Origin of the sequence: Bradyrhizobium sp. 26S5, assembly GCF_036923295.1 — a bacterium.
In the GTDB taxonomy this organism is placed as follows: domain Bacteria; phylum Pseudomonadota; class Alphaproteobacteria; order Rhizobiales; family Xanthobacteraceae; genus Bradyrhizobium; species Bradyrhizobium septentrionale.
Map to the genome: position 1 here is coordinate 7,439,396 of NZ_CP145948.1, position 24,236 is coordinate 7,463,631.

Consider the following 24,236-nt stretch of genomic DNA (forward strand, 5'->3'; position numbering starts at 1 on the left):
CCGTCACGCCGTTCGGCAGGTTCGCGCCGCCAGCAGCTCCATTCCTCGGTCGCTACAACTTCTCAAGTCTCATTCCCAATTGATCCATCAGTTTGTCGACCCATTTTCTCTCCGCTTTCTGCTGCGGGATGCCTTCTCGCATAAGGAGACGATAGGTGATGGCTCCGCTTAACAGTTCTCGCAACAGCTCCTTGTCAGGCAGACGAGGCAGTGCACCGGTTCTACGTGCCTTTTCCAGGACGTTAGAAATTGCCTGCCACCGCGGTTCGACGAACTCGTCGCGATAGATCGTCAGCACCTCCGAATGATCAGGAAGCAATCCGATCAGCCGTGCAACAAGCCTGGGCAGCTCAGGTCGGGTCAATGCAGCGACGAATGCGTCGCGCAAGAAGTGCAGCAGCTCGGAAGGAGACATGTTCGCGAACGCCTCCGGGCTGTCCCTTCCCGGTCCTTTCGTGTGGCGTATTGCTGTTATGAGTAGTTCGTCCCTGCTTTTCCACCGCCGGTAGATGGTCGCGCGAGTAATCCCCGTGAGTTTGGCAATTCGCTCAAAATTCACTGCCTCGGCTCCGTTCTCGATGAACAGCTCAACAGCCGCCCTCAAGATGGCTTCGTCGGCATCCGAATCGCGAGGCCGACCGCGAGCGCGGTCTTGTGCGACGCCCTTAGTCATTCAATCCGTCCGTTATGAGCCATCCCGGGTTCCTTAATGCGACGCTCGCGACCAAGAGGGAAGTAGACCACCGGAGGACCGCTCCGCCGATTTCCAACGGTATCGGGCCAGAGCGGTTCTTTACATTAAAATACAATGCATATATGTATTGTAATTGTGAATGTATCCTTGCTGGGATGGCGCGTAACAGCGGCCCGACCCACAAATTACGGGAACATGTCCAGTGGCCGCGAAAGGTGGGTTGTCGACGAGGCGATTGAAAATTCTGCACGAGGTGATCGAGTCCAATTTGACGGGTCAGCTAAATATCGAGAGACTCGCCCGGGAAGTTGGGCTGAGCGTCGGCTATCTCAGTCGGGCATTCAAGCTCAGCAAGGGACTTTCGCCCCACCAGTACATTCTGCATGTTCGTGTTGAGCGTGCCAAACATTTGATCGAAACCAGCGATTGGTCTCTCGTTGAAATCGCTGAGCAGGTCGGCTTTGCCGACAGCAGCCATATGGCAACGGTCTTCGCCAGATTGACTGGTGAACCACCGTCGCGATTTCGCAACAGATGGGAAGAAGATCAGATCTTTGCAAAGTTCATGTCACGAACAAAAAAGCGCATCATGAATGCAAAAGTCGATTGATCGGAATCTAAAATAGCTTCTCCCGCCAGTCCGCGTCCCAGCAATTGGGACTATCAGGACGCAAACATGGGGGAGACGATGTTCGGAAAACAACTGGCGGCTTTGATTGCAACGCTTGTCGCGGTCACCTTGCCTCAAGCTTCGGTCGGGCAAACACTCTTTCAGGGATATTTTCCGAGTCCGGATTCTGCCGTTTCACCGTCGGCACAGTCGGTCGTTCCCAATGGAGGGATTCCGCTTGCGAACATTCATGCCGTCACCGGCTTCGGAGCAGTCTACGGCTTCGGATCAAGCTCGACCCAAACGCTCGTCAGTCCACCCAATGGCAATACGCCAGCTCAGTACGAACAGCAGTTCTCGCCGCTTATCGGCGCCATAAACACTCCGGGCTCGAATTTCCCGCCGGCGACAAACTTTGCAGCGGCCGGAACGACCGCCCAAACCGCATTGCTCGGAAATCCCGTTGGTTGCACATTAAAAGTCGACTGCATCTATCAGCCGCAGGTTCAGCAATTTCAGCGAAACTATGGGAAATTTTCTCCCAATGACATTGTGCTCCAGTTTTCCGGAATCAACGATTTTAGCGTTTCAGCCTTTGGCCTCATCACGTCACAGGCTGTCCTGAACCAGGTTGTTGCTCAGGACGTGCTTTATCAGACGGCGATGGTGCAACAGAACCTGGCGTTGGGCGCCCGCAACTACATTTTTCTCGGGCTACCGGACCTTGGAACGTTCTCGGCCTTCTCGGCTCCGGCAGTGAGCCTCGCGCCATTTGGCCTGCCCGGCTTTCTCGGTGGCGGCGACCCTGCTCTGCTGACCCAGGGTTCACTGCAGGTGAACCAGCAGATGTTGGCTAACCTGATTACGCTGCACAACCAGACCGGAGCAAACATTCACTACTTCGACACCGACCTGCTCGTGAAGGAAGTTCGTTCAAATCCAACGCTCTACGGATTCACCGTGGCAGGCGTCCAACCCAATGTTTCCTGTCGGTCGCTATTTGTTGATACAGCCTGCTCAACCGGACCGTTTAATGTTCAAAACCAGTATCTCAGCTGGGACGGTATCCACTACACCTATCGGTTCCACAACATTTTGGCGCTCGCGATTACGAACCAGCTGCTGGCGCCGTATACGATGGCCACTCAAGCTGAAATGGCCCAAGCTGGCAGCCTTGCATTTGCCGGCAGCCTGCTCGGGCGGCTCGACGCCTATCGTTATTCCGATGCAGCCTCCGACGCTCAACAAACCGCCTACAATTCGTATGCGATGGCTTTGAAGGCGTCACCGAAGGTGCAACCTGCGGATCCGCTGGCGCGCTGGTCCATTTTTGCCATGGGTACGTACACGCACGCGAACCAGAATGATCGCTTGGGAGCCGCTGGCTACGACAATGATCTCGGCGCTGGAACCGTCGGATTTGATTACAGGTGGAGCCGGAATCTACTGCTCGGTGGCGCATTCAACTATTCGGACACTTCGTCGAACATCAATCTTGTCGGAAACGCCCATACCGAAGTGAAGTCGTATCAGTTCGCTGGTTTCGCATCAGCCAACTACGCAAGTTGGTTTAGCGATCTCGTGATTTCCTACGGCGTGAACAACTACAACATCAATCGGTCTGGCGTCGTCGACGTAATTTCAGCTTCACCGCACGGTAGCAATCTTGTTGCTGCGTGGAAGGCTGGATATCTATTTGACACTCCGGCTGTCAGGGTGGGCCCAATTGGCGGACTGACCTACAGCCACGTGTGGATCGATGCTTATGTTGAAAGCGGCGACCCATTGCTCACACAGGCCGTCTCGAAACAAGGTCTCGACGGATTAACCGGGAGCGGGGGCATTCAATTCCGTCTTCCAGCGCAGGCCATGCCTCGCGGGCTCAATCCGTTCCTTAACCTGACCGTTGAACGCGACTTCAATGGGAATGCTCGTGTTATCACGACGGCTCAAACCTATGCGCTCGGCCTTCCAATCGCGACCCAAGTGACAGACGGCCATTCACAGACCTACGGCAAGATAGCTGGTGGCACCAGCGTCGATTTGGGTGGAAGATTCAGCGCACTCTTCAACGCCGAATCGACTTTTGCGCGGCAAGGCGGGAATCTTCGCGCGGTTACGGCCGGAATCAGCGCGCGGTTGTAGCGCCTCCTGTTGAACCGGCATGGCGCACCCGAGAAAGCATAAGCGCATTCAACGGGAGATGCCGGCGCACGGCGTCATGACCAAGTTTTTCTCATGCCTGGCTGTATAAATGATTGTTTGTCGATCGTCACGCCGTTCGGCAGTTTCGCGCCGCCAACGGAGAACGAGAATCGACATGCTGACGAGACGGACATTTGGATTGCGCGCGCTGGGCCTTGCGATGTCCTGCACCCTGCTGCGGCCAAGCGCCGCGGCAGAACAGAGCGCCGCGGCAGGACAGAGTGCAGCGGCGGGACCAAGCGGGCCAGCGCTGCGGCTGCAGCAGGAATTTGCACGCATCGAGCTGGCGACCAGCGGCCGGCTCGGCGTCGCCGCGCTCGACATGGAGACGGGATTGCGCGCGAGTCAGCGCGGCGACGAGCGGTTCCCGATGTGCAGCACCTTCAAGGCGCTGGCGTCGGCCGCCGTGCTGCGTCGTGTCGATCGCGGCGAATCCAGCCTCGACCAGCGCGTGCAAATCGAGGCCAAGGATATCTTGGCCAATTCGCCGGTGACCAAGGAGCATGTCGCGTCGGGCATGACGCTTGCCGAAATCTGCGAGGCTGCCATCACGCGGAGCGACAACACCGCGGGCAACATGATCCTCCGCGAGATCGGCGGGCCAGCCGGCTTAACCAGCTTCTTCCGCACCATCGGCGACAATGTGAGCCGGCTCGACCGCTGGGAGCTGGCGCTGAACGAGGGAGTATCACGCGATCCGCGTGACACCACGAGCCCGACCGGAATGCTGAAGAATCTGCAGCGCGTTGTGATCGGCGATGTCCTGCAGGCCACCTCGCGCCAGAGGCTCATCGACTGGATGGTCGCCAACAAGACCGGCGACGCCCGGCTGCGCGCCGGCGTGCCGCGCGACTGGCGGGTTGGCGACAAGACCGGCACTGGGGAGCGCGGCACCTATAACGATATCGGCGTGTTCTGGCCGCCCGGCCGCAAGCCGATCGTGGTGACGGTCTACCTGACCGGGGCGAGTGCTCCCGTGGAGACATGCAACGAGGTGATCGCCAACGTCGCGCGCGCCGTTGCCAATGCGAGTACCGGACAGACCGGCTAGAGCGGCAGGACAACGCCGCGCGGCACAACGGCGCTGCGCGGCTCTCGATCGCTGCGCGGCTTGGCAGCAACGAAGGATCATGCGACGCTCAATCGAATGGCGATGCTGTCAGCAGGCCATACGGAGGACACGTCTTGTATCGCCGCATCGCCCTCGCCGCGCTGCTTGTTGCCGGCAGCGTCCACGCTGGCTTCGCGGCGGCCGACCCGGCGCGGTGCCGCGAGCTGATCCGCAAATATGAAACCGACAAGGCGCAGCTCAGCGCAGTCGAGATCTCGCTGACCTTGTTCGCGGCGGCCAATGCCGATTGCATCAACCTCGCCACCGAGCTGCTCGATGGCGGCGCCTCGGTCGATGCACGGGACCGGCTGGGCGCAAGGCCGCTGAGCCACGCCGCCCGCTCCGGCCATCTCGACATGGTCGACCTGCTGCTGGCGCGCGGCGCGCCGGTCGATGCACGCAACCTCGCGGGATCGACCGCGCTGTATTTTGCCGCCGAGCGCGGCCATGCCGCGATCGTGCAGCGCCTGATCGATCGCGGTGCCGACGTCAATCTCACCGGGCGCAGCGGCGCATCGCCGGTCGCGGCCGCCGCCTATGCCGGCAGGGACATGGCGGTGCGCATGCTGCTGGCACACGGCGCCGACGGCCGCAAGGCTGACGACACCGGCAAGCCACCGGTGGTGTATGCGGCGGCCGGCGGTCAGCTCGGCATCGTCAAGCAGCTGCTCGCGCTCGGTATCGACGTCAACGCGCGCTACGCCAACGATCTCACGCTCTTGATGTGGGCCGCCGGACCCGACGAGACCGTGCCGGAGGCGCAGGCGCTCGAGATCGTTTCGCATCTGCTCGACGCGGGCGTCAGGGTCGACGATCGCGATGCGCGCGGACGCACCGCGCTGATGATCGCCGCCGAAGGCAATCATCCCGCGATTGCCAAGGCGCTGCTGGCCCATGGCGCCGACGCTGCGCTCGCCGACAAGGCCGGCAAGCACGCCGCCGACCTCACCATCCTGTCGGCGCTGCGCGAGGAACTGACGCCGCGCTAGCAAGCGCGAAGGCGACGCGCCCCCTCGCCCGCGCCGCTCACAGCCCCGCCAGATACTCCACCAGCGCGGCGAGGTCGTCGGGTGACGTTGCCAGCATCAGGTCGGACATGCCGGGATTGTTGCCGCGCGCGCGGGTGCGGAAATCGGCGATGGTTTTCGCGAGATAGTCCCGTCCCATCCCGGCAAGCCGCGGCACCGTGCCGTCGCCCTGGAAGCGGTCGAGATGGCAGGCCGGGCAGCCGACCGAGCGGCTGGCGCTGACCGCCTTCTCCGCGACATCCTTCGGCGCACTGGGCTGGCCGAGATCGGGCCACGGCTTCTGCGAGAAGAATTCCGCGATCGCCAGCATGTCGTCGCGCTCGAACTGCGTCGCGATCGGCTGCATGATCTCGCTCTTGCGGTCGCCGCGCTTGAAATCGCGGAGCTGGATATAGAGATAGCCGGCCTGCTGGCCCCAGATCGTCGGAATGGTCTTGTCGATGGGTTTTCCGTTCTCGCCGTGGCAGCCGGCGCAGACCTGCACCTTCTCCTCGATCGTCTCCGCGCGTACCTCGGCCGCCATCAGCAACAGCGCGGCGCTACAAATCATCAATCTGCCGAACATCTGCTCATCCGAAGAAAACAGAAGCGGGACCGAACCGGTCCCGCCTCGCCGTCACCATTTGCAGGCGCAATTATGCATCACGCCTCAGTCGAGCGTGAAGGCGATGATGTTGTTGCCGCGCTTGAAATCGATCTGGGTGTTGCCACCCGCGCCGACCACGACATATTGCTTGCCGCCGACCATGTAGCTCGACGGCGGCGCGTTGACGCCGGCGCCGGCACGGAAGCTCCACAGCTCCTTGCCGCTCGACGAATTATAGGCCGCGAACTTGCCGTTGCCTTCTCCGGTGAAGACCAGGCCGCCGGCCGTGGCGAGGATGCCGCCGATCATCGGCTCGGGGGTCTTGACCTGCCACTTGATCTTGCCGGTGTTGTAGTTCACCGCCGTGATGTTGCCCGACTGCTTCTCGCTCGGGATCACCCTGAAGGCGCCGCCCAGCCACAGCTTGCCGTTCGGATAGGCCGAGCTCTCGACGTGGTAGGTCATCGGCTGGTGCAGGTTGATGGCGTAGGCCAGCTCCTGCCCCGGGTCGGTTGCGATCGGCGACCATTCGACGCCGCCATTGGCGCCGGGCAGCATGCGGGCGCCTTCCTTGGTCGGCAGCACCCACATGTTCTCCTGCGGCACCATCGCCTCGGAGAAGCGGATCAGGCTGCAGTCCTTGCGATCGTGCACATAGATGTGCCCGGTCTTGCCGGCATGGATGACGCCGGGAATGGTCTTGCCGTCCTTGTCCTTGACGTTAACCAGCACCGTCGGGCTGACCGCGTCGAGATCCCAGACGTCATGGGCGATGTACTGGAAGTGGCAGACATACTTGCCGGTGTCGAGATCGAGCGAGACCAGCGAGTTGGTGTAGAGGTTGTCGCCGGGCCGGTTCGAGCCGTCGAGATCGGGTGACGGATTGCCGACGACGAAGTAGATCCGGTTGGTCGCAAGATCGACCGAGGGATTCTGCCACACGCCGCCGCCGAGCTTGGCATAGGGATCGCCGATCTTGGCGAGCATGTCCTTCTCGGCCTGGATATTGCGATGCATGTCGCGGCCGGTGGCGTCCTTGGTTGCCCAGACGCCGACGGAGTTTTCGGGAATGGTGTTGAAATTCCAGAGCTGCTTGCCGGTCTTGGCGTCATAGGCGCGCACGAAACCACGGATGCCGTATTCGCCGCCATTGGTGCCGATCAGCACCTTGTCCTTGACCACGGTCGGCGCCATCGTCTCGCTGTAGCCGAGCTCGGGATCGGCGATGTTGGTGGTCCAGACCACCTCGCCGGTCTTGGCATTCAGCGCCATCAGCTTGGAATCGAGCGTCGCCAGATAAACCCGGTCGCCGAGCACCTGGACGCCGCGATTGTTGGGGCCGCAGCAATAGACGGTGATCGGGCCCATCTTGTGGGCATAGTGCCAGAGCTGCTGGCCGGTCTTGGCGTCGAGCGCATAGACGTGGCTGAACGACGTCGTGACATACATCACGCCGTCGACGACGATCGGCGATGTCTCTAGCGACTCCTTGACGTCGGTCTGGAAAATCCAGGCGACCTGCAGGTTCTTCACATTGTCCCGGCTGATCTGCTTGCCCGGATAGAAACGCGTCTGGGCATAATTGCCGTTGGTGAGCAGGAAGTCTTTTGCGTTCTTGTCAGCAGCGTTGAGCTGCTCCTGGGTCACCGGAGGGACATTGGCGTTCCCCAGGACCGACTGCTTCTCCTGCTTGACTTCCTGTCCGATGGCGGCGGTGGACAACAGGCCAACGCCGACCGCTGCGGCGAATGCCGCCAGCCCTTTTGCAGTCATGATTTCCCCCCGTTATTTCTTGGTTGCACTATCAGGGATGGAGTTTGCTACTTCCCCTTCGAGGCCTGGCCGCCGTCACGAGCGCGCACCGCTGATGGCCTGGTTGCGCTGCAATAGATGATGAAAAAAACAACGACAGGTATCGATGGACAGGCTTCATGTTAGCGCTGTCGTTCATAAAGACAATCGATGCGCTCAATGCGAAGCGGGAACAGCATAGGTTCGCACTGCCGAACCGCAGCGATCGCGCGTCGGCATCAATCCAAGCGATATCGGTAACTTCCGGCGCCTTCAGCGTTGGCTGGACGAATTCGCCTTCGCAGCCGCAGCACGCAAAATGAGACTGCGCGTCAAGCGACGGCACCGCGCGCGAGACAATCGCGCCGGTTGAGGCCGCGACCTCCTCCGGCGCGACGGCCTGCGCCCAAAACTACTCCCAGGACCACGTCGAGAAATCGTTCTCGAACTGCGGCACTTCCTTCCACACGCCCTTCAGCTTCTTGCTGGCGATCGAGATGAATTGCGGCTGAAACAGGAAGCCGGCCACCGCGTCGGTCGCCAGCATGCGCTGCGCGTCGCCGAGCAGTTTCGCGCGGTCGGCCTCAGCTGGCGTCGCCATGATCTGCTGGTAGAGCGCGTTGAACGCCTCGGACTTGTAGCCGAGATAATAGTCAGGCTCGGTCAGCTTCACGAGATCGAACGGCTCGACATGCGCGACGATGGTGAGGTCGTAATTGTGCGGGCCGGTGAAGACCTGCGACAGCCACTGCGCCCATTCCACGTTCTCGATCTTGGCTGTGATGCCGACCTTGGCGAGCTGGGCAGCGAGGATCTCGCCGCCCTGCCGCGCGTAAGACGGCGGCGGCAGCTTGAGGCTGAGCTCGAGCGGCGTCTTGACGCCGGCCTCGGCCAGCAGCTTCTTGGCGAGTTCCGGATCGTAGGGATTGATGCCGGTGGTATCGACATAGCCGAGCGATCCCGGCACATAGAAGCTGCCGATCGGCGTGCCGAAGCCATCGACGGCGCCGTCGATCATCGCCTTGCGGTCGATCGCGGCGAGGATGGCGCGGCGGACGCGCACGTCGTCGAGCGGCTTCTTGCGCTCGTTGATGCCGACGATGGTTTTGGCCCTGCTACCGCCGATCAGGACGTTGAAGCGCGGATCGGCCTTGAACTGCGCCAGGCTGCGCGCCGCCGCAACCCGCGGAAACGCGTCGACATCGCCGGACAGCAGCGCCGCGACCTGGGCTGCGGGATCGCCGATGAAGCGGATCGTCACCTTGGCGAGCTTGATTGCGGCGGCGTTGCGATACTCCGGCCATTTGACCAGCGTGATCGACGAGCCCTTGGTCCAGCTGCCGAGCGTATAGGGCCCGGTGCCGACCGGCTGCGTCGCATCGGTCGGCGCGCTCTTCGGCTCGACGATCGAGCCCGACGCCTGGCCGAGCAGGAACGGCAGATTCGGCTCGGAGTATTTCAGCGCGACGACGATGGTCTCCGCATCCGGTGCCGTCACCGACGTGAAGGCCTGGTACAGGCTCCTGTCCTTGTTGGTCGAGGCCGGCGCCGCGGCACGTTCGTAGGTGAACCTCACCGCCGCGGAATCGAACGGCTCGCCATTGTGAAATTTGACGCCCTTGCGCAGCTTGAAAGTGTAGGTCTTGAGATCGGGTGAGGCCTGCCAGCTCTCCGCGAGCAGCGGCGAGACCGAACCGTCCTCGTTGATCTTGGTCAGCGTCTCATAGATGTTGTAGAGCGTGACTTCGGCGATTGCGGCGGCTGCCGCGTTGGTCGGATCGAGCCCCGGCGGCTCCAGCGTCATGCCCATCACGACGCTGTCCTTCTTGCCCTGCGCGAGGCTCGGCAGCGGCGCTGCGGCGAGCGCGGCAGCCGCCGCGATGACGCATAATTTCCTCAACATCGGCTTGCTCCCCGGACGTGCTCTTCCATCGACTTGGGTTGGTCCCGCACAAAGGACTAACCGGCCTCCGCGACCACAGGCGGCTGCGCCATCACGGCTTCGGCGTGATGGCAGGCGGCCAGGTGGGCCTCTCCCACTGTGCGTAGCGCAGGCGCGGTCTCGCGACAATGCTGGTCGGCCAGGGGACAGCGCGGCGCGTAAGGGCACCCGGTCGCAGCCGATGCCTGCGAGCCGATCGCCTGCGCGCCGCGGCGGCGCCTGATACCACCGGCCCGGGCGCGCGGAACCGCATCGAGCAGCGCGCGCGTATAGGGATGAGCGCCGTGGGCGAACAGATCGGCCGGCCGCCCCTGCTCGACGATCCTCCCCTGATACATCACCGCGATCTCGTCGCAGAGCAGATCGACCACCGCGAGGTCGTGGCTGATCAGGATGTAGCTGAGACCAAATTCGTCCTGCAGGTCCTGCATCAGATTGAGCACCTGCGCCTGCACGGAGACGTCGAGCGCGGAGACCGGCTCATCGGCCACGATCAGCTTCGGCTGGGTGATCAGCGCGCGCGCGATCGCGATGCGCTGGCGCTGGCCGCCGGAGAATTCGTGCGGGAACTTGTCCATGTCGGCGTCGCGCAGCCCGACCTGGCGCAGCACCGCGGCGACGCGCTCGCGCAAGCCAGCGCGATCAATGCGCCCGAGCGCGGTCAGCGGCTCGGCAACGATCCGCGCAATGGTCTGCCGCGGATCGAGCGAGCCATAGGGATCCTGGAACACCATCTGGAAATCGCGGCGGGCGCGGCGCAGCTCATCCGGCGGCATCTGGTTGAGATCGCGGCCCAGCAAGGACACCGTGCCGGACGTCGGGCGCTCCAGCGCCATCACCAGCCGCGCAAAGGTCGATTTGCCCGAACCGGACTCGCCGACGACGCCGAGGCTCCTGCCCGGCATCACCTGCACTGAGACGCCGTTGAGCGCGTGGACCTGCGCCGCCGGCCTGAACAGGCTTTCACGCGGCAGGGTGTAACGTTGCGCGAGATCCGTCACCGCGAGCAGCGGCGTCGCAGGCGCGACTGATGTTCGATCCAGCACCGTCATGCGCCAACGCCCCCGGCGGCCATCGAGACATCGGTCCTGATGCAGCGCACGCCATGCGCGCCGCCGACATCCACCACGGCCGGCAGCGCCGCGCGGCAGCGCGCCTCGGCGATCGTGCAGCGATCGGCGAACGCGCAGCCCGCGGGCAGGTCGGCAAGCTCCGGCACGGTGCCGGCAATGGTCTTGAGCCGAGTCCCATTGCGCGCGCCGAGCCGCGGGCGGGCGCGGAACAGGCCCTGGGTATAGGGATGGCCCATCCACGTGAACACGGCATCGGTCTTGCCGTTTTCGACGACGGTGCCGCCATACATCACCATCATGCGCTCGACATTCTCGGCGATCACGCCGAGATCGTGCGAGATCAGGATCATCGACATGCCACGCTCCGCGACGAGATCAGCGATCAGATCGAGGATCTGGCCCTGGATGGTGACGTCGAGCGCGGTGGTCGGCTCGTCGGCGATCAGCACATCGGGCTGGCAGGCCAGCGCCATCGCGATCGTGATGCGCTGGCGCTGGCCGCCGGAAAACTGGTGCGGATAGGCATCGACGCGCTTGGCCGCATCGGGCAGACCGACGCGGTCGAGCAAGGCGATGGCTTCGCCGCGGGCTTCGGCCGCCGAGATTCCGGTGTGACGCCGCAACGGCTCGGCGACCTGACGCCCGATCGTATGCATCGGATTAAGCGCGGTCATCGGCTCCTGGAAGATCATGCTGATGCGGTTGCCGCGCAGCTTGCAGTAGGCCGCATCAGGCAGGCCGACGAGCTCGGCGCCATCGAGCCGGATGCTGCCGCTGATCACGGCGCTGTCGGGCAACAGCCCCATCAGGGCGAGCGCTGTCACCGACTTGCCGCAACCGGATTCACCGACCAGCCCGAGCGTCTCGCCGCGGCGAAGCGCAAAGCTGACGCCGCGGACGGCCTGCGCCGGGCCGCGGCTGGTGTTGAGCCTGACGCCAAGGTCCTTCACCTCGATCAGCGGCGCGCCTGCCTCACGCATGCTCAACGCTCCCGCGCCAGACGGGGATCGAGCAGATCGCGCAAGCCGTCGCCGAGCAGATTGAGCCCGAGCACCGCGATCGCGATCGCCATGCCCGGGTAGACCGCGAGCATCGGCGACTGGAACAGCAGCGTCTGCGCATCATTGAGCATGCGGCCCCAGGACGGCTGCGGCGGCTGGGTGCCGAGCCCGAGATAGGACAGTGCGGCCTCGGCAAGGATCGCGAGCGCGAACTGGATCGTCGCCTGCACGATCAGGATCGACAGAATGTTCGGCAGCACGTGCTCGACGGTGATGCGGAACGAGCCCTTGCCCGCGGCGCGCGCGGCCAGCACGAATTCGCGGGCCCAGATCGCATTGGCCGAGCCGCGGGTGACGCGGACGAAGGTCGGGATCTGGAAGATGCCGATCGCGGTGATCGACGTCACCATGCCCGGACCTGCGACGGCGGCCAGCATGATCGCCGACAGCACCGCGGGAAACGCGAAGGTGAAGTCGCTCATCCGCATGATGAGCTCCTCGGTCCAGCCCTTGCGCGCGGCGGCGATCAGGCCGAGGCAGACGCCGAAGCTCAGGCCGATGCCGACCGCGATGACGCCGACCATGATGGTGGAGCGCGCTCCGACCAGGAGCAGCGAGACGATGTCGCGGCCGAACACGTCGGTGCCGAGCCAGTGCGCCGCCGACGGCGGCCGCAGTTTCGAGGCGACGTCGATGTCATAGGCGGACCACGGCGTCCACAGTAGCGAAAGCAGCGCCGCGCCGAGCACGAGCAGGCTGAGCACTGCGCCAAGCACGAAGCTGCGATGACGCGATGCGCGGCGCCAGAAGCCGGTCGCCGGCCGCGTGCCCGCTGCGATGGCCGGCGTGCCGGCGGAGGCGGTCAGCGGCGTGCTCATAGATTGGCCACCTTGATGCGCGGATCGATGAAGGCGTAGAGCATATCGACCACGAAATTGACGATCACGACCATCGCAGCCAGCAGCATCACGCAATTGCGCACCACGATCAGGTCGCGGTTGGCGATCGACTGGAAGATCAGCCGTCCGAGGCCCGGCAGATAGAACACGTTCTCGATCACGATGGTGCCGGCCAGGAGATTGGCGAATTGCAGGCCCATCACCGTCATGACCGGGATCATGGCGTTGCGCAGCACGTGGCGCCACAGCACCTCGCGCTTCCCGAGCCCCTTGGCGCGCGCGGTGCGGACGAAATCCTCGCGCAGCACCTCCAGCACCGCCGAACGGGTGACGCGGGCGAGGATCGCGGCCTGCACCACCGCGAGCGAGATCGCGGGCAGCAGCAGCGACTTGACGCCCGGCCAGATGCCGTCGTCCCAGCCGGCAAAGCCGCCGGCGGAGAGCAATTGCAGCTTCACCGAGAACAGCAGGATCAAGAGGATCGCGAACCAGAAATTCGGCAGCGCGATGCCGATTTGGGTCAGCGACATCACGCCGACATCACCGATTTTGTTGTGGTTGGCCGCGGTGTAGATGCCGGCGGCGAGCGCCAGCACCACCGTGATCGACATCGACATGATCGCGAGCGGGATGGTCAGCACCAACCGCTCCGCGATCAGGGAAGCCACCGGCGTGCCATAGACATAGCTGTTGCCGAGATCGCCTGCCACCATGCCCTTGAGCCAGAGCAGATAGCGAACCGTGAGCGGCTGGTCGAGCCCGAGCTTGACGGTGAGTGCGCGCACCGCCTCGGGCGAGGCATCGGCGCCCATCAGCATCTGGGCGGCATTGCCCGGCAGTGCGTCGAGCACCAGGAAAATGATCAGCGACGCCGCGAACAGCGTCGCCACCAGGGTCAGGATCCGCCGCAGGAAGAAAACGCTCATGCGCGCCCGGGGTGCAAGGAACGGAGCGCAGGTTTCACCATGTTCGCGAACGAATGCAAGCCCCTCGCCGCGCAGTTCATGACGCAATCGCCGGCCAACGGCCCAGCAGATCGCTCGCCTGCTCGAACAGCGCCGCAACGCGCAGCAGTTCCGCATCGGTCCGGAAGCGGCCGACGAGATGCAGTCCGATCGGCAGGCCATCGCGGCCGAAGCCGGAGGGGATGCTGACCGCGGGATGCCCGGTCATGTTGAACAGCATGGTCCACGGAAACCAGTGCGGCCGCACGCTGTCAAAACTCTGCCCGTCGATCTCGATGGTGCCGAACAGATCCTGGTCGATCGGCAGCGCCGTGCGGGTCAAGGTCGGCATCGCCAGCAGATCGCCGCGCGCGAGCAGCGACTGCACGCGGCGGAACAGCGCGGTGCGGTCGAACATCGCCTGCTGGTACTCGACGCCGCTGACCTCAGCGGCCAGCGCGAGCTGTTTCAGGAACGTGGCGCTGAGGTCGTCGGGGTGATCGGCCGCGAGCTTCTCGAAGCGGGTGCGCCAGACGGTGTGATTGATGGCGCGCCAGATCGGCTCGACGTCGAAGCCATCGCCGGAGAATTCCTCGAGTTCCGCGCCAAGGACCGCCAGCCGGTCGAGGCTCGCCTTGAAGTCGGCGGCGACATCCGATGTCACCGGGCGGCCCGGCGGCGACAGGCAGAACAGCACCCGCTTGCCCCTGAGATCGCCGCGCGGCGCCGCACGATCGAGATAATCAGGCACCGGCACACCGATCGACCACGGATCGGACGGGTCCTCGCCGGCCATCGCCTGCATCATCAGCGCGGTATCCGCGACGGTGCGGGTGGTCGGCGTGACATAGGTCTGGTTGCCGAAGGCGTCCTGCACCTGGCTGTGCGGGATCACGCCGTTGCTCTGCTTGATCCCGACCACGCCGTTGCAGGCGGCGGGAATCCGGGTCGAGCCGCCGCCATCGGTCGCAACCGCCAGCGGCGCGATGCCGCTCGCCACCGCCACCGCCGCGCCGCCGCTGGAGCCGCCGCTGGAGCGCTCCGCGCTCCATGCATTGCGGGTGCGGCCGAACAGCGGCGAGTCGGTCAGGCACTTGCTGCCGAACTCCGGCGTCGTGGTCTTGCCGATCAATATTCCGCCCTGCGCACGAAGCCGCGCCACCGCCACGGCATCATGATTGGGCACGTTGTCCTGATACGGCACCGCGCCGAAGGTCGTCCGCACGCCCCTTGTGCTGACGATGTCCTTCACGGTGAAGGGGATGCCATGCAGCAGGCCGAGCGGCTCGCCCGCCATGAGCTGGCGCTCCGCGGCCTTCGCCTGCGCCATCGCCTCGTCGGCGCACAGCGTGATGAAGCAGTTCAGTTCGCCCTGCAGCCGCTCGGCGCGAGCAACCACCGCGGCCATGACCTCGACGGGAGAAATTTCCCTGGCGCCGATGCGCGCACGCAATTCGGTCGCCGGCAACAGGCACGGATCTCCGCTCATCCCCAAAACGCTCTCCAAAAGTCGGCCGGCAACGTTCGACCGCGTTGACAGCCAGAATGCCTCCCATGTTTACTCGGCGTCCAATACGAATTTGAAGGCCAACCCATACGTTTTCGGTATGCCTATGGATTTGCGTCGGCTTCGTTATTTCGTCGCGGTGGCTGAGGAGCGCAGCGTCGGCAAGGCCGCCGAACGGCTGCGGATGGCCCAGCCGCCGCTTTCCGTGCAAATCCGTAAGCTCGAGGCCGAGCTCGGCACGCCGCTGTTCCGCCGCGGCACGCGCGGCATGGATCTGACGGAGGCCGGCCTCGCGCTGCTGACACGGGCGAGCGAGGCGCTGGCGCTGGCCGAGGAAGGTGTCGAGGCGGCGCGTGCGATCGCCTCCGGGCAACGCGGACGGCTCGCGGTCGGCTACATGTTCGTGCTGGCAAGCGCAGTGCTGCCGCGCCTGGTGCCGGAGCTGCGCCGGTCGCTACCGGGCGTCGATCTCGATTTCGTCGAGCTTTCCGCATCGACCCGCGAGACGCTGCTGCTCGACCGCGCCGTCAGCGTCGCCTTGTGCATGCCCGCGATCCATCACCCGGAAATCCAGGTGGCCCAGATCAGCACGCAGCCGCTGATGCTGGCGATGCCGGCGCGCTCGCCGCTCGCTCGCCTCTCCGCCGTGCCGGTCGGCAGACTGCAGGGACGTCCTCTGATCGCCCTGCCTCGACCGGAAGAGCAACCCACCTCGTCGGCGGTGTCGGCGATGCTGCGCCGGCATCAGGTGGTGATGCCGATCGTCAGCCGGGTGGAGACCGTGCACTCGGCGCTCAGCCTCGTGCTCGCCGGCGAAGGGCTCGCGATCCTGCCGGCTTGCGCGAAGCTCGGCGCGCCACCGGGGATCGCGTTCCGGCGCTTCGTCGACATCACTGATGCGATCGAGATCGCGGCCTGCTGGCGGCGCGATTCCGCGAGCCCGTTGATCCGAAGCTTCCTCAAGAGCGCCGAGAAGGTCGTTGCGCACCTGTAAGCACGGTCTTTGCCGTGACGGAGCGACTACCAAGTGTCCGCGGGCAACTCCCAGCTCCGCGGCGGATCGGCGCCGGCGCGCGTGCAGGTGAAGGCGGCGCATTTGCAGGCAAACGACAGCGCGCGGGTGAGCTCGGCCGCGCTGATCTCGCGCAGTTGCTGCCGTGCGATCCGGTTCAGCCGATGCAGCGCGGCGAGCAGCGCGGCCTGAAAACTGTCGCCGGCGCCGATCGTATCGACGACCTTCACCGCCGGCGACTCGACCTCGATCGCCCCCGCCTTGCGATGCCAGGCGCTGGCGCCATTGTTGCCGCGCGTGATGACGACGAGCGATGCGCCGTCCGACAGCAGCGCCGCCGCCCTCTCAGTATAAGCCTCGTCGCCGAACAGATAGGCGAAGTCGACGTCGGACATTTTTACGATGTCGGCCGTGCCGCAGAACGCCAGTATCCGCGTGCGATAGGCGTCCTTGTCCTTGACCAGGTTCGGGCGGCAGTTCGGGTCGAGCGAGATCGTCACCTTCGGCCTGATATCTTCGATGAAGGCCAGCGTCTCGGCTGCACCCTTGTCATGGACCAGCGTGGTCGAGCCGGTGTGAAGGCAGCTGACGCCATCAAGCGCGATCGCATCGCGCCGATAGACCCAGTTCCGTGACGCGGTATCCGCGTCATAGAACGCGTATTGTGTCTCGGTACCGGTCACCCGCGCAAAGGCCAGCGTTGCCTGGTGATCGCTGCGCGTCGCGCGGCCGAGATCGACGCCCGAGGCCGCGGCGTGATCGGCGATCATCCGGCCGAACGTATCGGTCGAGATGCCGCCGACGAAGCCGGTGGGAACGTCGAGCCGGGCACTGCCGATCGCGATATTGAGGCAGGAACCGCCGACCGCGGGCGTCAGGGCCTCGCGTCCATCCGCCGTCCGTGACGGCAGGAAATCGATCAGCGCATCTCCGCAACTCAGCAGCATGGTGCAAACACCCTAACTGGGCGCCTCGCCGGGCGCCCGCTTCATCGCCTCGCGGCTGTCGCGATCAAGCTCCCGCAGCATCTTGTGCACGCCGCGCTTCTTGCGGTGGAACTCGGCCAACTCGGGCCTGGTCGGCTCACTCAATCGCCCGAGTGCCGACATGCCGGCCATCGCCGCGTTGATCGAATTGTGCACGCCGCTGGCGACCGCGCCCAGCATCGCGGCGCCGAGCAAGACGGGTTCCTGCGTCTGCGGCAACGCCACCGTGTAGCCGGTGGTGTCGGCCATGATCTGGCGTACCAGCGGGCTGCGGCTCGCGCCACCGCCGATCACGATGGTCTTGCCACTGACGCCGTGCGCCTGCAGCGCGTCGATGACGTCGGCAAGGCCATAGGCAAGCCCGCACAGGCCGGCGATGAACAGCCGCTCCAGCGCCGACACGTCGGTGTCGAGATCGAGCCCCGCGATCACGGCGCGCGATCCCGGATCGGCATAGGGCGACCGGTTGCCGAGAAATTCCGGCAGGACGTGAACATTGCGCGCAAGCAGCGCCGTCGTGCTTCGCGGCGGCCAAAACCTCGGCATGCGCCGGGTGCGATTTCAGCAGGTGATCGACCGCCGCTCCCGCCGCGGACTGGCCGCCCTCATTGAGCCAGAAGCCCGGCACCATGCCTTCGAAATACGGCCCCCAGACGCCCGGCACGAAACAGGGCTCGACCGTCGTCGCCATGATGCAGGCCGACGTTCCCATGATGTAGGCGAGCCGCTTGCAGACATCGACCTCGGCACCCGAACCATCGCGGCCGCCGATTGCGCCGACGCCGCCGGCATGCGCGTCGATCAGCGAGGCCCCGACCGCGGTTCCCGGCATCAGGCCGAGTTCGCGCGCGGCATCCTCCGACACCCCGCGGCCAAGCGGCGAACCGGGCGGGACGATCTCGGCGCCGATCCGAGCAAAGCGGTCGGCTGCAAGCGCCTCGAGCCCGACCCGCTTGAGGAATGATTCGCTCCAGCCGCCCTCGCCCGCGACATAGGTCCATTTGCAGGTGACGGTGCAGGTCGAGCGCGCCTGCGAGCCGGTGGCGCGGAACGAGAGGTAGTCGGCGAGATCGAAGAAGTGGCCGGCGGCTTCGAAGGTCGCGGGCAGATGCCGCTTCAGCCAGAGGATCTTTGGGATCTCCATCTCCGGCGAGATGGCGCCGCCGACATAACGCAGTACGCGATCACCGGTCGCGTTGACGAATTCGGTCTCCTCCATCGCGCGGTGGTCCATCCAGACCACGACGTTGCGCGCGGGATCGCCGGACGGGCTGACGGTGAGCGGCCGCCCCTCGCGGTCAAGCACCACCAGCGAGCAGGTGGCATCGAAGCCGATACCCTTGACCTGCTCGGCGGCAACCGCCGCCTCGCGCATTGCATTGCGCACGGAGGCGACGCAGGCCGCCCAGATATCGTCGGACGACTGCTCGACGATATCGCCGCTCTCATGCCAAACCCGGATCGGATGCCGGGCCGAACCCAACAGCTTCCCGGCCTCGTCGAATACCCCCGCCCGGGCGCTGGTGCTCCCGACATCCACCCCGATATAGGCTTGCCGCATGACCGCTCTATCTTTTGTTGAGCCTGATCGTTCGGCGCAACCCTACCAGCAAGTGTAGCCGCCATCGACAAGAACGATGCTTCCGGTCATCAGGCTCGCGGCGTCGGAGCCGAGGAACAAAACGACGGAAGCGATCTCGTCGACCTGCCCCATCCGCGCCATCGGGGTTCCGCCGATCCAGGCGTCGTACATTCTGGGGCTGTTCTTCACGAACGCGTTCAGCGGGGTCTCGATATAGGTCGGCGCCACCGCGTTGACGCGAACCCCGCGCGCTCCCCACTCGGCCGCGAGCGATTTGGTGAGATGGTGCACCGCGGCCTTGGAGGCATTGTAGAAGCATTGTTCCTGCGGCTTGTTGACGATGAAGCCGGACATCGAGCCGACATTGACAATCGCTCCGGACTTCGCCTTCAGCATGTGGTTGCCGAAGGCGCGGCAGCACCAGAAGGTGCCGTTCAGATTGACGTCGATGACGTTGAGCCAATGCTCGTCAGTCACGGTCTCGGCCGGAGTCTCGCTGCGCGCGATGCCGGCATTGTTGACGAGAATATCGACCTTGCCGTATTTGCGGACCAGTTCGTCGGCGACCGCGGTGACGCGGCCGGAATCCGTCACGTCCATCAGCGCGATGTCGGCGTCAAAACCCTTGGCCTTCAGCGCCGCCTGCGCGTCATTGGCGACCTTGGCGTCGCGGTCGCCGATGATGACCTTGGCTCCGGCCTCCGCCAGCGCTTCGGCGCAAGCAAGCCCGATGCCTTGACCGGCGCCGGTGATGATGGCGGTCTTGCCGTCGAGTTTGAATTTCTCGAGATACATTTTCTTCTTCCTTTGCCTGAAGCCCGCGTTCTGGCTTCTTTTGAGCATGATCTGTTCGGAAAACCGCTTCACACCTTTCCGGATCATGCTCTACGCGTGGATCGATTTTCCGCTGTCGTCGAACCGATGGATGCGCGCCGGATCCGGGATCAGCGACACGCGATCGCCGGGATGCAGGTCAAGCTCGCCGACATAGCGCGTGGTCAGCATGCCCTGCGGCCCGGCGTCGACATAGAGGAAGGTGTCGCTGCCGAGATGCTCGGCGACCGAGACCGTGCCGGGCCAGCCGCCCTGCCCGTCGCGCTCGACCTTCAGATGCTCGGGCCGCACCCCGATGGTCGTGGCGCCCTGCTGTTTCGCGGGCTCGCCGGTGACGAAATTCATCTTCGGCGAGCCGATGAAGCCGGCGACGAACAGGTTGGCCGGCTTCTCGTAGAGTTCGAGCGGCGAGCCATATTGCTCGATCTTGCCGCCGTTCAGCACCACGATCTTGTCGGCCATGGTCATGGCCTCGACCTGGTCGTGGGTGACATAGATCGCCGTGGTGCCGAGCTGCTTCTGCAATCGCGTCACCTCGAGCCGCATCTGCACGCGGAGCGCGGCATCAAGGTTCGACAGCGGCTCGTCGAACAGGAACGCCTTCGGCTCGCGCACGATGGCGCGCCCGATCGCAACCCGCTGGCGCTGGCCGCCGGAGAGCTCGCGCGGCTTGCGGTCGAGATAGGGCGTGAGGTTGAGCGTGGCCGCCGCGGCCTCGACCTTGCGGTTGATCTCGTCCCTGGCGATGCCCGCCATCTTCAGGCCGAACGCGATGTTGCCGCGCACGCTCATATGCGGATAGAGCGCGTAGGACTGGAACACCATCGACAGCCCGCGCTTGGCCGGCGGCACGTCGACCACGTTGCGCCCGTCGATCAGGATGGCGCCGCCGGTGACGTCTTCCAGCCCCGCGATCAGCCGCAGCAGCGTGGTCTTGCCGCAGCCAGAGGGACCGACGAAGACGACAAAGGAGCCGTCGGCGATCTCGAGGTCGGCGCCCTTGATGATATGGACCGGCCCGAACGATTTTTGCACACCCTGCAGCGTAATCTGACCCATGGCAAAAGCCTTTCTGCTACTTGACCGCGCCGAAGGTCAGGCCGCGGACGAGCTGCCGCTGACTGAACCAGCCGAGCACGAGAATGGGCGCGATCGCGAGCGTCGACGCCGCCGACAGTTTCGCCCAGAACAATCCTTCCGGGCTGGAGTAGGATGCGATGAACACAGTGAGCGGCGCGGCCTCGAGCGTCGACAGGTTGAGGGTCCAGAACGCCTCGTTCCACGCCAGGATCAGATTGAGCAGCAACGTCGAGGCGAGCCCCGGCACCGCCATCGGCGTCAGCACGTAGATCAGCTCACGCCCGATCGTGGCGCCGTCCATCCGCGCCGCCTCGAGGATGTCCTTCGGGATCTCCTTGAAATAGGTGAACAGCATCCAGATCACGATCGGCAGATTGCCGAGGCACAGGATGAAGATCAGGCCGGAGCGGGTGTCGAGCAGGCCGAAGGTCCGGAAGATCAGGTAGATCGGCACCAGCACGCCGACCGGCGGCATCATCTTGGTGGAGAGCATCCAGAGCAGCACGTCCTTGGTCCGCTTGGTCGGCGAGAACGCCATCGACCACGCTGCCGGGATCGCGATCAGCATCGCGATCAATGTCGATCCGCCGGCGATGATGATCGAGTTGAGCGCGTGATGAATGTAGTCGCTGCGCTCCTGCACGGTCGCATAGTTCTCCGTCGTCCAGTGGAAGAACAGGAACGATGGTGGAATCGCGAAGGCCTCCAGCTCGGTCTTGAAACTCGCCAGCACCATCCAGAGGATCGGGAAGAAGATCAGGAAGCCGACCAGCCAGGCCGCCGCCGTCGAGATCACCTTGTTCCGTGTCGTGACCTTCCGTGCCATGACGTTACGCCTCCAGATTCCGGCCGACGATACGAACGAGGAAGAACGCGACGATATTGGCGAGCACCACCGCGACCAGGCCGCCCGCCGAGGCGCTGCCGACGTCGTACTGGATCAGCGCCTGCGAATAGATCAGGAAGGCGATGTTGGTGGTCTGCAGGCCGGGGCCGCCGCCGGTGGTGACGAAGATCTCCGCGAACACCGTGAGCAGGAAGATGGTCTCGATCAGGATCACCACCGTGATCGGGCGCGCCAGATGCGGCAGCGTGATGTAGATGAAGGTCGAGATCGCGCTCGCGCCATCCATCTCGGCGGCCTCCTTCTGCTCCTCGTCGAGCGATTGCAGCGCGGTCAACAGGATCAGGGTCGCAAACGGCAGCCATTGCCAGGAGATGATCAGGATCACCGAGAACAGCGGCGCATCGTTGAACCAGTCGATCGCCGGCAGCCCGAACAAATGTGCGATCCAGGCGAACAGACCCGACACCGGATGCATCAGGAGATTCTTCCAGACCAGCGCGCTGACCGTCGGCATCACGAAGAACGGCGCGATCACCATCAGCCGGACGATGGAAAGCCCGACCACCTGCTGATCGAGCAGCAGCGCCAGCGGCACGCCAAGGATGATCGTGATTGCGAGTACCGAGCCGACCAGCACCAGGGTATTTTGCAGCGAGGCGAGGAAGGCCGGATCGGTCAGGAAGTAGCGGAAATTCTCCAGCCCGACGAATTGTTCGGAGCCGGGATCGAGCAGATTGTAGTGCAGGGTCGCGAAGTAGATCGTGAGCGCCAGTGGCACGATCATCCAGATGAACAGCAGCGCCACCGCGGGCGTGAGCAGTGTCCGTGCGAGCAGTTGGGTCTGCTGGGTCGCCATCCCCGCCTCCTTCTGTCGAAAGGAGCGACCATCCCGTTGCGGGACAGGATGGTCGCGAGTGGCCCAGCCCGGGAGGTTTGAGCTGGTCGGGCGGCCAAGGCGCGTGCTGCGCCCTGGCTTTGTCTGGTGTGGCTTAGTCTGGCGTGGCTTATTTGATGTAGCCCGCGCGCTTCATTTCGCGCTCGGTTGCGGACTGCGCGGCTGCGAGTGCGGCATCGACTGTGGTGGAGCCGGAGAGCGCCGCCGAGAATTGCTGCCCCACCTGGGTGCCGATGCCCTGGAATTCAGGAATCGCCGCATACTGCACGCCGACATACGGCACCGGCTTCACGGTCGGCTTGTTCGGATCGGCCGAGTCGATCGAGGCCAGCGTCAGCTTGGCGAAGGGGGCGACCTTCAGATAGTCGGGGTTCTTGTACAGCGAGGCGCGCGTGCCAGGCGGCACGTTGGCCCAGCCGTCCTTCGCGGCGACGAGCTTGGTGTAGTCCTTGCCGGTTGCCCAGGCGATGAACTTCTCGGCCGCCTCGACCTTTTTCGAGCCGGCGGGGACCGCGAGACTCCACGCCCACAGCCAGTTGGCGTTCTTGCCAAGCCCGGTGTTCGGCGCCAGCGCAAAGCCGACCTTGTCGGCGACCTTGGACTCCTTCGGATTGCTCACGAAGGACGCCGCCACCGTCGCGTCGATCCACATCGCGCATTTGCCGGCGTTGAACAGCGCGAGGTTCTCGTTGAAGCCGTTGGAGCTGGCGCCGGGAGGGCCAGCCTGCTTCATCAGGTCGACATAGGTCGAGAGCGTCTTCTTCCATTCCGGCGAGTTGAACTGCGGCTCCCACTTCTCGTCGAACCAGCGCGCGCCGAAGGAATTGGCCATCGCGGTCAGGAACGCCATGTTCTCGCCCCAGCCGGCCTTGCCGCGCAGGCAGATGCCGTAGACGCCGCCCGACTTGTCGGTCAGCTTCTTGGCGGCGTCGACCACGAAGTCCCAGGTCGGGCTCTCCGGCATCTTCAGGCCGGCCTTGTCGAACAGGTCGGTGCGGTACATCACCATCGAGCTCTCGCCGTAGAACGGCGCGGCATAGAGCTTGCCGTCCACCGAGACCGCGTCCTTGATCTTCGGCAGGAGGTCGCCGACGTCATAGTCGGCGCCGAGCTTGTCGAGCGGCACCAGCCAGTTCTTCTTGGCCCAGATCGGCACCTCATAGGTGCCGATGGTGAGCACGTCGAACTGTCCGCCCTTGGTGGCGATGTCGGTGGTCACGCGCTGGCGCAGCACGTTCTCCTCGAGCGTCACCCATTTGACGATGATGTCGGGGTTCTTCGCGGTGAATTCGCTGGAGAGCCCCTGCATGCGGATCATGTCGCCGTTGTTGACGGTCGCAACCGTCAGCGTGGTCTGGGCGATCGAGGGGGCAGAGATCAAAAGACTGGCCGCGCCCGCAACGGCGCAAAGGACGTTTTTCAAGGTGACCTCCCTTATGTCACGTTGAGCATATGCCCACGTGTTGGGCGTATGTTCAACCTGTCACCAAATTTTGTCAAGCGCGCGGGTGCGCCGTCCCACGCGATTGCGGGTTCCACTGCAGCCTGGAATGGTGGTTCTTGCGGAGGCGAAGAGAGCGGCCGACTGGAATTGGATCGAGCTGGAGCA

At 64.3% G+C, this 24,236-nt stretch carries 20 protein-coding genes and 1 pseudogene; 5 read left to right on the forward strand and 16 right to left on the reverse strand.

Annotated features, from left to right (window positions below):
- Positions 1-52: 52 nt before the first annotated feature.
- Positions 53-673, reverse strand: coding sequence for a TetR/AcrR family transcriptional regulator (locus V5279_RS35055; RefSeq protein WP_338691577.1), 621 nt, complete (start codon positions 671-673; stop codon positions 53-55).
- A gap of 223 nt (positions 674-896) precedes the next feature.
- Between V5279_RS35055 and V5279_RS35060 the strand changes: the two genes are divergently transcribed.
- From V5279_RS35060 to V5279_RS35075, 4 genes are all read left to right on the forward strand, one after another.
- Positions 897-1,304 (forward strand): AraC family transcriptional regulator, encoded by a 408-nt coding sequence (locus tag V5279_RS35060; RefSeq protein WP_338691578.1) that lies wholly within the window; start codon positions 897-899, stop codon positions 1,302-1,304.
- Positions 1,305-1,370: 66 nt separating this feature from the next.
- Positions 1,371-3,449: an autotransporter domain-containing protein gene (locus V5279_RS35065; RefSeq protein ID WP_338691579.1), complete on the forward strand. Its 2,079-nt coding sequence runs from the start codon at positions 1,371-1,373 to the stop codon at positions 3,447-3,449.
- Between the two features lie 175 nt (positions 3,450-3,624).
- The gene (gene bla, locus V5279_RS35070; protein ID WP_338691580.1) at positions 3,625-4,560 is read left to right on the forward strand and encodes a class A beta-lactamase; all 936 of its coding nucleotides are present in this window, start codon (positions 3,625-3,627) and stop codon (positions 4,558-4,560) included.
- Between the two features lie 134 nt (positions 4,561-4,694).
- Complete coding sequence (locus V5279_RS35075) at positions 4,695-5,609, forward strand: ankyrin repeat domain-containing protein (protein ID WP_338691581.1); 915 nt, start codon at positions 4,695-4,697, stop codon at positions 5,607-5,609.
- Between the two features lie 37 nt (positions 5,610-5,646).
- Here the strand turns inward: V5279_RS35075 and V5279_RS35080 are convergent, their stop codons facing one another.
- From V5279_RS35080 to V5279_RS35115, 8 genes are all read right to left on the reverse strand, one after another.
- Positions 5,647-6,213, reverse strand: a complete 567-nt coding sequence (locus tag V5279_RS35080) for a c-type cytochrome (RefSeq protein WP_338691582.1) — start codon at positions 6,211-6,213, stop codon at positions 5,647-5,649.
- An 84-nt stretch (positions 6,214-6,297) separates the two neighbouring features.
- Positions 6,298-8,007: a pyrroloquinoline quinone-dependent dehydrogenase gene (locus tag V5279_RS35085; RefSeq protein ID WP_338691583.1), complete on the reverse strand. Its 1,710-nt coding sequence runs from the start codon at positions 8,005-8,007 to the stop codon at positions 6,298-6,300.
- Between the two features lie 430 nt (positions 8,008-8,437).
- Positions 8,438-9,928: an ABC transporter substrate-binding protein gene (locus V5279_RS35090; RefSeq protein ID WP_338691584.1), complete on the reverse strand. Its 1,491-nt coding sequence runs from the start codon at positions 9,926-9,928 to the stop codon at positions 8,438-8,440.
- A gap of 56 nt (positions 9,929-9,984) precedes the next feature.
- The gene (locus V5279_RS35095) at positions 9,985-11,019 is read right to left on the reverse strand and encodes an oligopeptide/dipeptide ABC transporter ATP-binding protein (RefSeq protein WP_338691585.1); all 1,035 of its coding nucleotides are present in this window, start codon (positions 11,017-11,019) and stop codon (positions 9,985-9,987) included.
- A complete protein-coding gene (locus tag V5279_RS35100) occupies positions 11,016-12,020 on the reverse strand; it encodes an ABC transporter ATP-binding protein (protein ID WP_338691586.1) in 1,005 nt (334 codons plus the stop codon). The genes V5279_RS35095 and V5279_RS35100 overlap by 4 nt, the downstream gene beginning before the upstream one ends.
- A gap of 2 nt (positions 12,021-12,022) precedes the next feature.
- On the reverse strand, positions 12,023-12,919 hold the full coding sequence (locus tag V5279_RS35105) for an ABC transporter permease (protein WP_338691587.1): 897 nt from the start codon (positions 12,917-12,919) through the stop codon (positions 12,023-12,025).
- Complete coding sequence (locus tag V5279_RS35110; RefSeq protein ID WP_338691588.1) at positions 12,916-13,866, reverse strand: ABC transporter permease; 951 nt, start codon at positions 13,864-13,866, stop codon at positions 12,916-12,918. Before V5279_RS35110 ends, V5279_RS35105 begins: the two co-directional genes overlap by 4 nt.
- 76 nt (positions 13,867-13,942) lie before the next feature.
- Positions 13,943-15,373 (reverse strand): amidase, encoded by a 1,431-nt coding sequence (locus tag V5279_RS35115; protein ID WP_338691589.1) that lies wholly within the window; start codon positions 15,371-15,373, stop codon positions 13,943-13,945.
- Between the two features lie 124 nt (positions 15,374-15,497).
- Here V5279_RS35115 and V5279_RS35120 point away from each other — a divergent pair, with 124 nt between their 5' ends.
- Entirely contained in the window at positions 15,498-16,385 is an 888-nt protein-coding gene (locus V5279_RS35120; RefSeq protein WP_338691590.1) for a LysR family transcriptional regulator, read from the forward strand.
- A 26-nt stretch (positions 16,386-16,411) separates the two neighbouring features.
- Here the strand turns inward: V5279_RS35120 and V5279_RS35125 are convergent, their stop codons facing one another.
- The 7 genes and pseudogenes from V5279_RS35125 to V5279_RS35155 form a co-directional block, all read right to left on the reverse strand.
- Positions 16,412-17,350, reverse strand: a complete 939-nt coding sequence (locus V5279_RS35125; protein WP_338691591.1) for a carbohydrate kinase — start codon at positions 17,348-17,350, stop codon at positions 16,412-16,414.
- A 12-nt stretch (positions 17,351-17,362) separates the two neighbouring features.
- A pseudogene (locus tag V5279_RS35130) lies at positions 17,363-18,950 on the reverse strand (FGGY-family carbohydrate kinase).
- Positions 18,951-18,992: 42 nt separating this feature from the next.
- On the reverse strand, positions 18,993-19,766 hold the full coding sequence (locus tag V5279_RS35135; RefSeq protein ID WP_338691592.1) for an SDR family NAD(P)-dependent oxidoreductase: 774 nt from the start codon (positions 19,764-19,766) through the stop codon (positions 18,993-18,995).
- A 90-nt stretch (positions 19,767-19,856) separates the two neighbouring features.
- Positions 19,857-20,864: an ABC transporter ATP-binding protein gene (locus V5279_RS35140; RefSeq protein WP_224741248.1), complete on the reverse strand. Its 1,008-nt coding sequence runs from the start codon at positions 20,862-20,864 to the stop codon at positions 19,857-19,859.
- Positions 20,865-20,880: 16 nt separating this feature from the next.
- Positions 20,881-21,711: a carbohydrate ABC transporter permease gene (locus tag V5279_RS35145; RefSeq protein WP_029080375.1), complete on the reverse strand. Its 831-nt coding sequence runs from the start codon at positions 21,709-21,711 to the stop codon at positions 20,881-20,883.
- Between the two features lie 4 nt (positions 21,712-21,715).
- A complete protein-coding gene (locus tag V5279_RS35150) occupies positions 21,716-22,588 on the reverse strand; it encodes a carbohydrate ABC transporter permease (RefSeq protein WP_029080376.1) in 873 nt (290 codons plus the stop codon).
- A 148-nt stretch (positions 22,589-22,736) separates the two neighbouring features.
- The gene (locus tag V5279_RS35155; protein ID WP_338691593.1) at positions 22,737-24,050 is read right to left on the reverse strand and encodes a sugar ABC transporter substrate-binding protein; all 1,314 of its coding nucleotides are present in this window, start codon (positions 24,048-24,050) and stop codon (positions 22,737-22,739) included.
- Between the last annotated feature and the right edge of the window lie 186 nt (positions 24,051-24,236).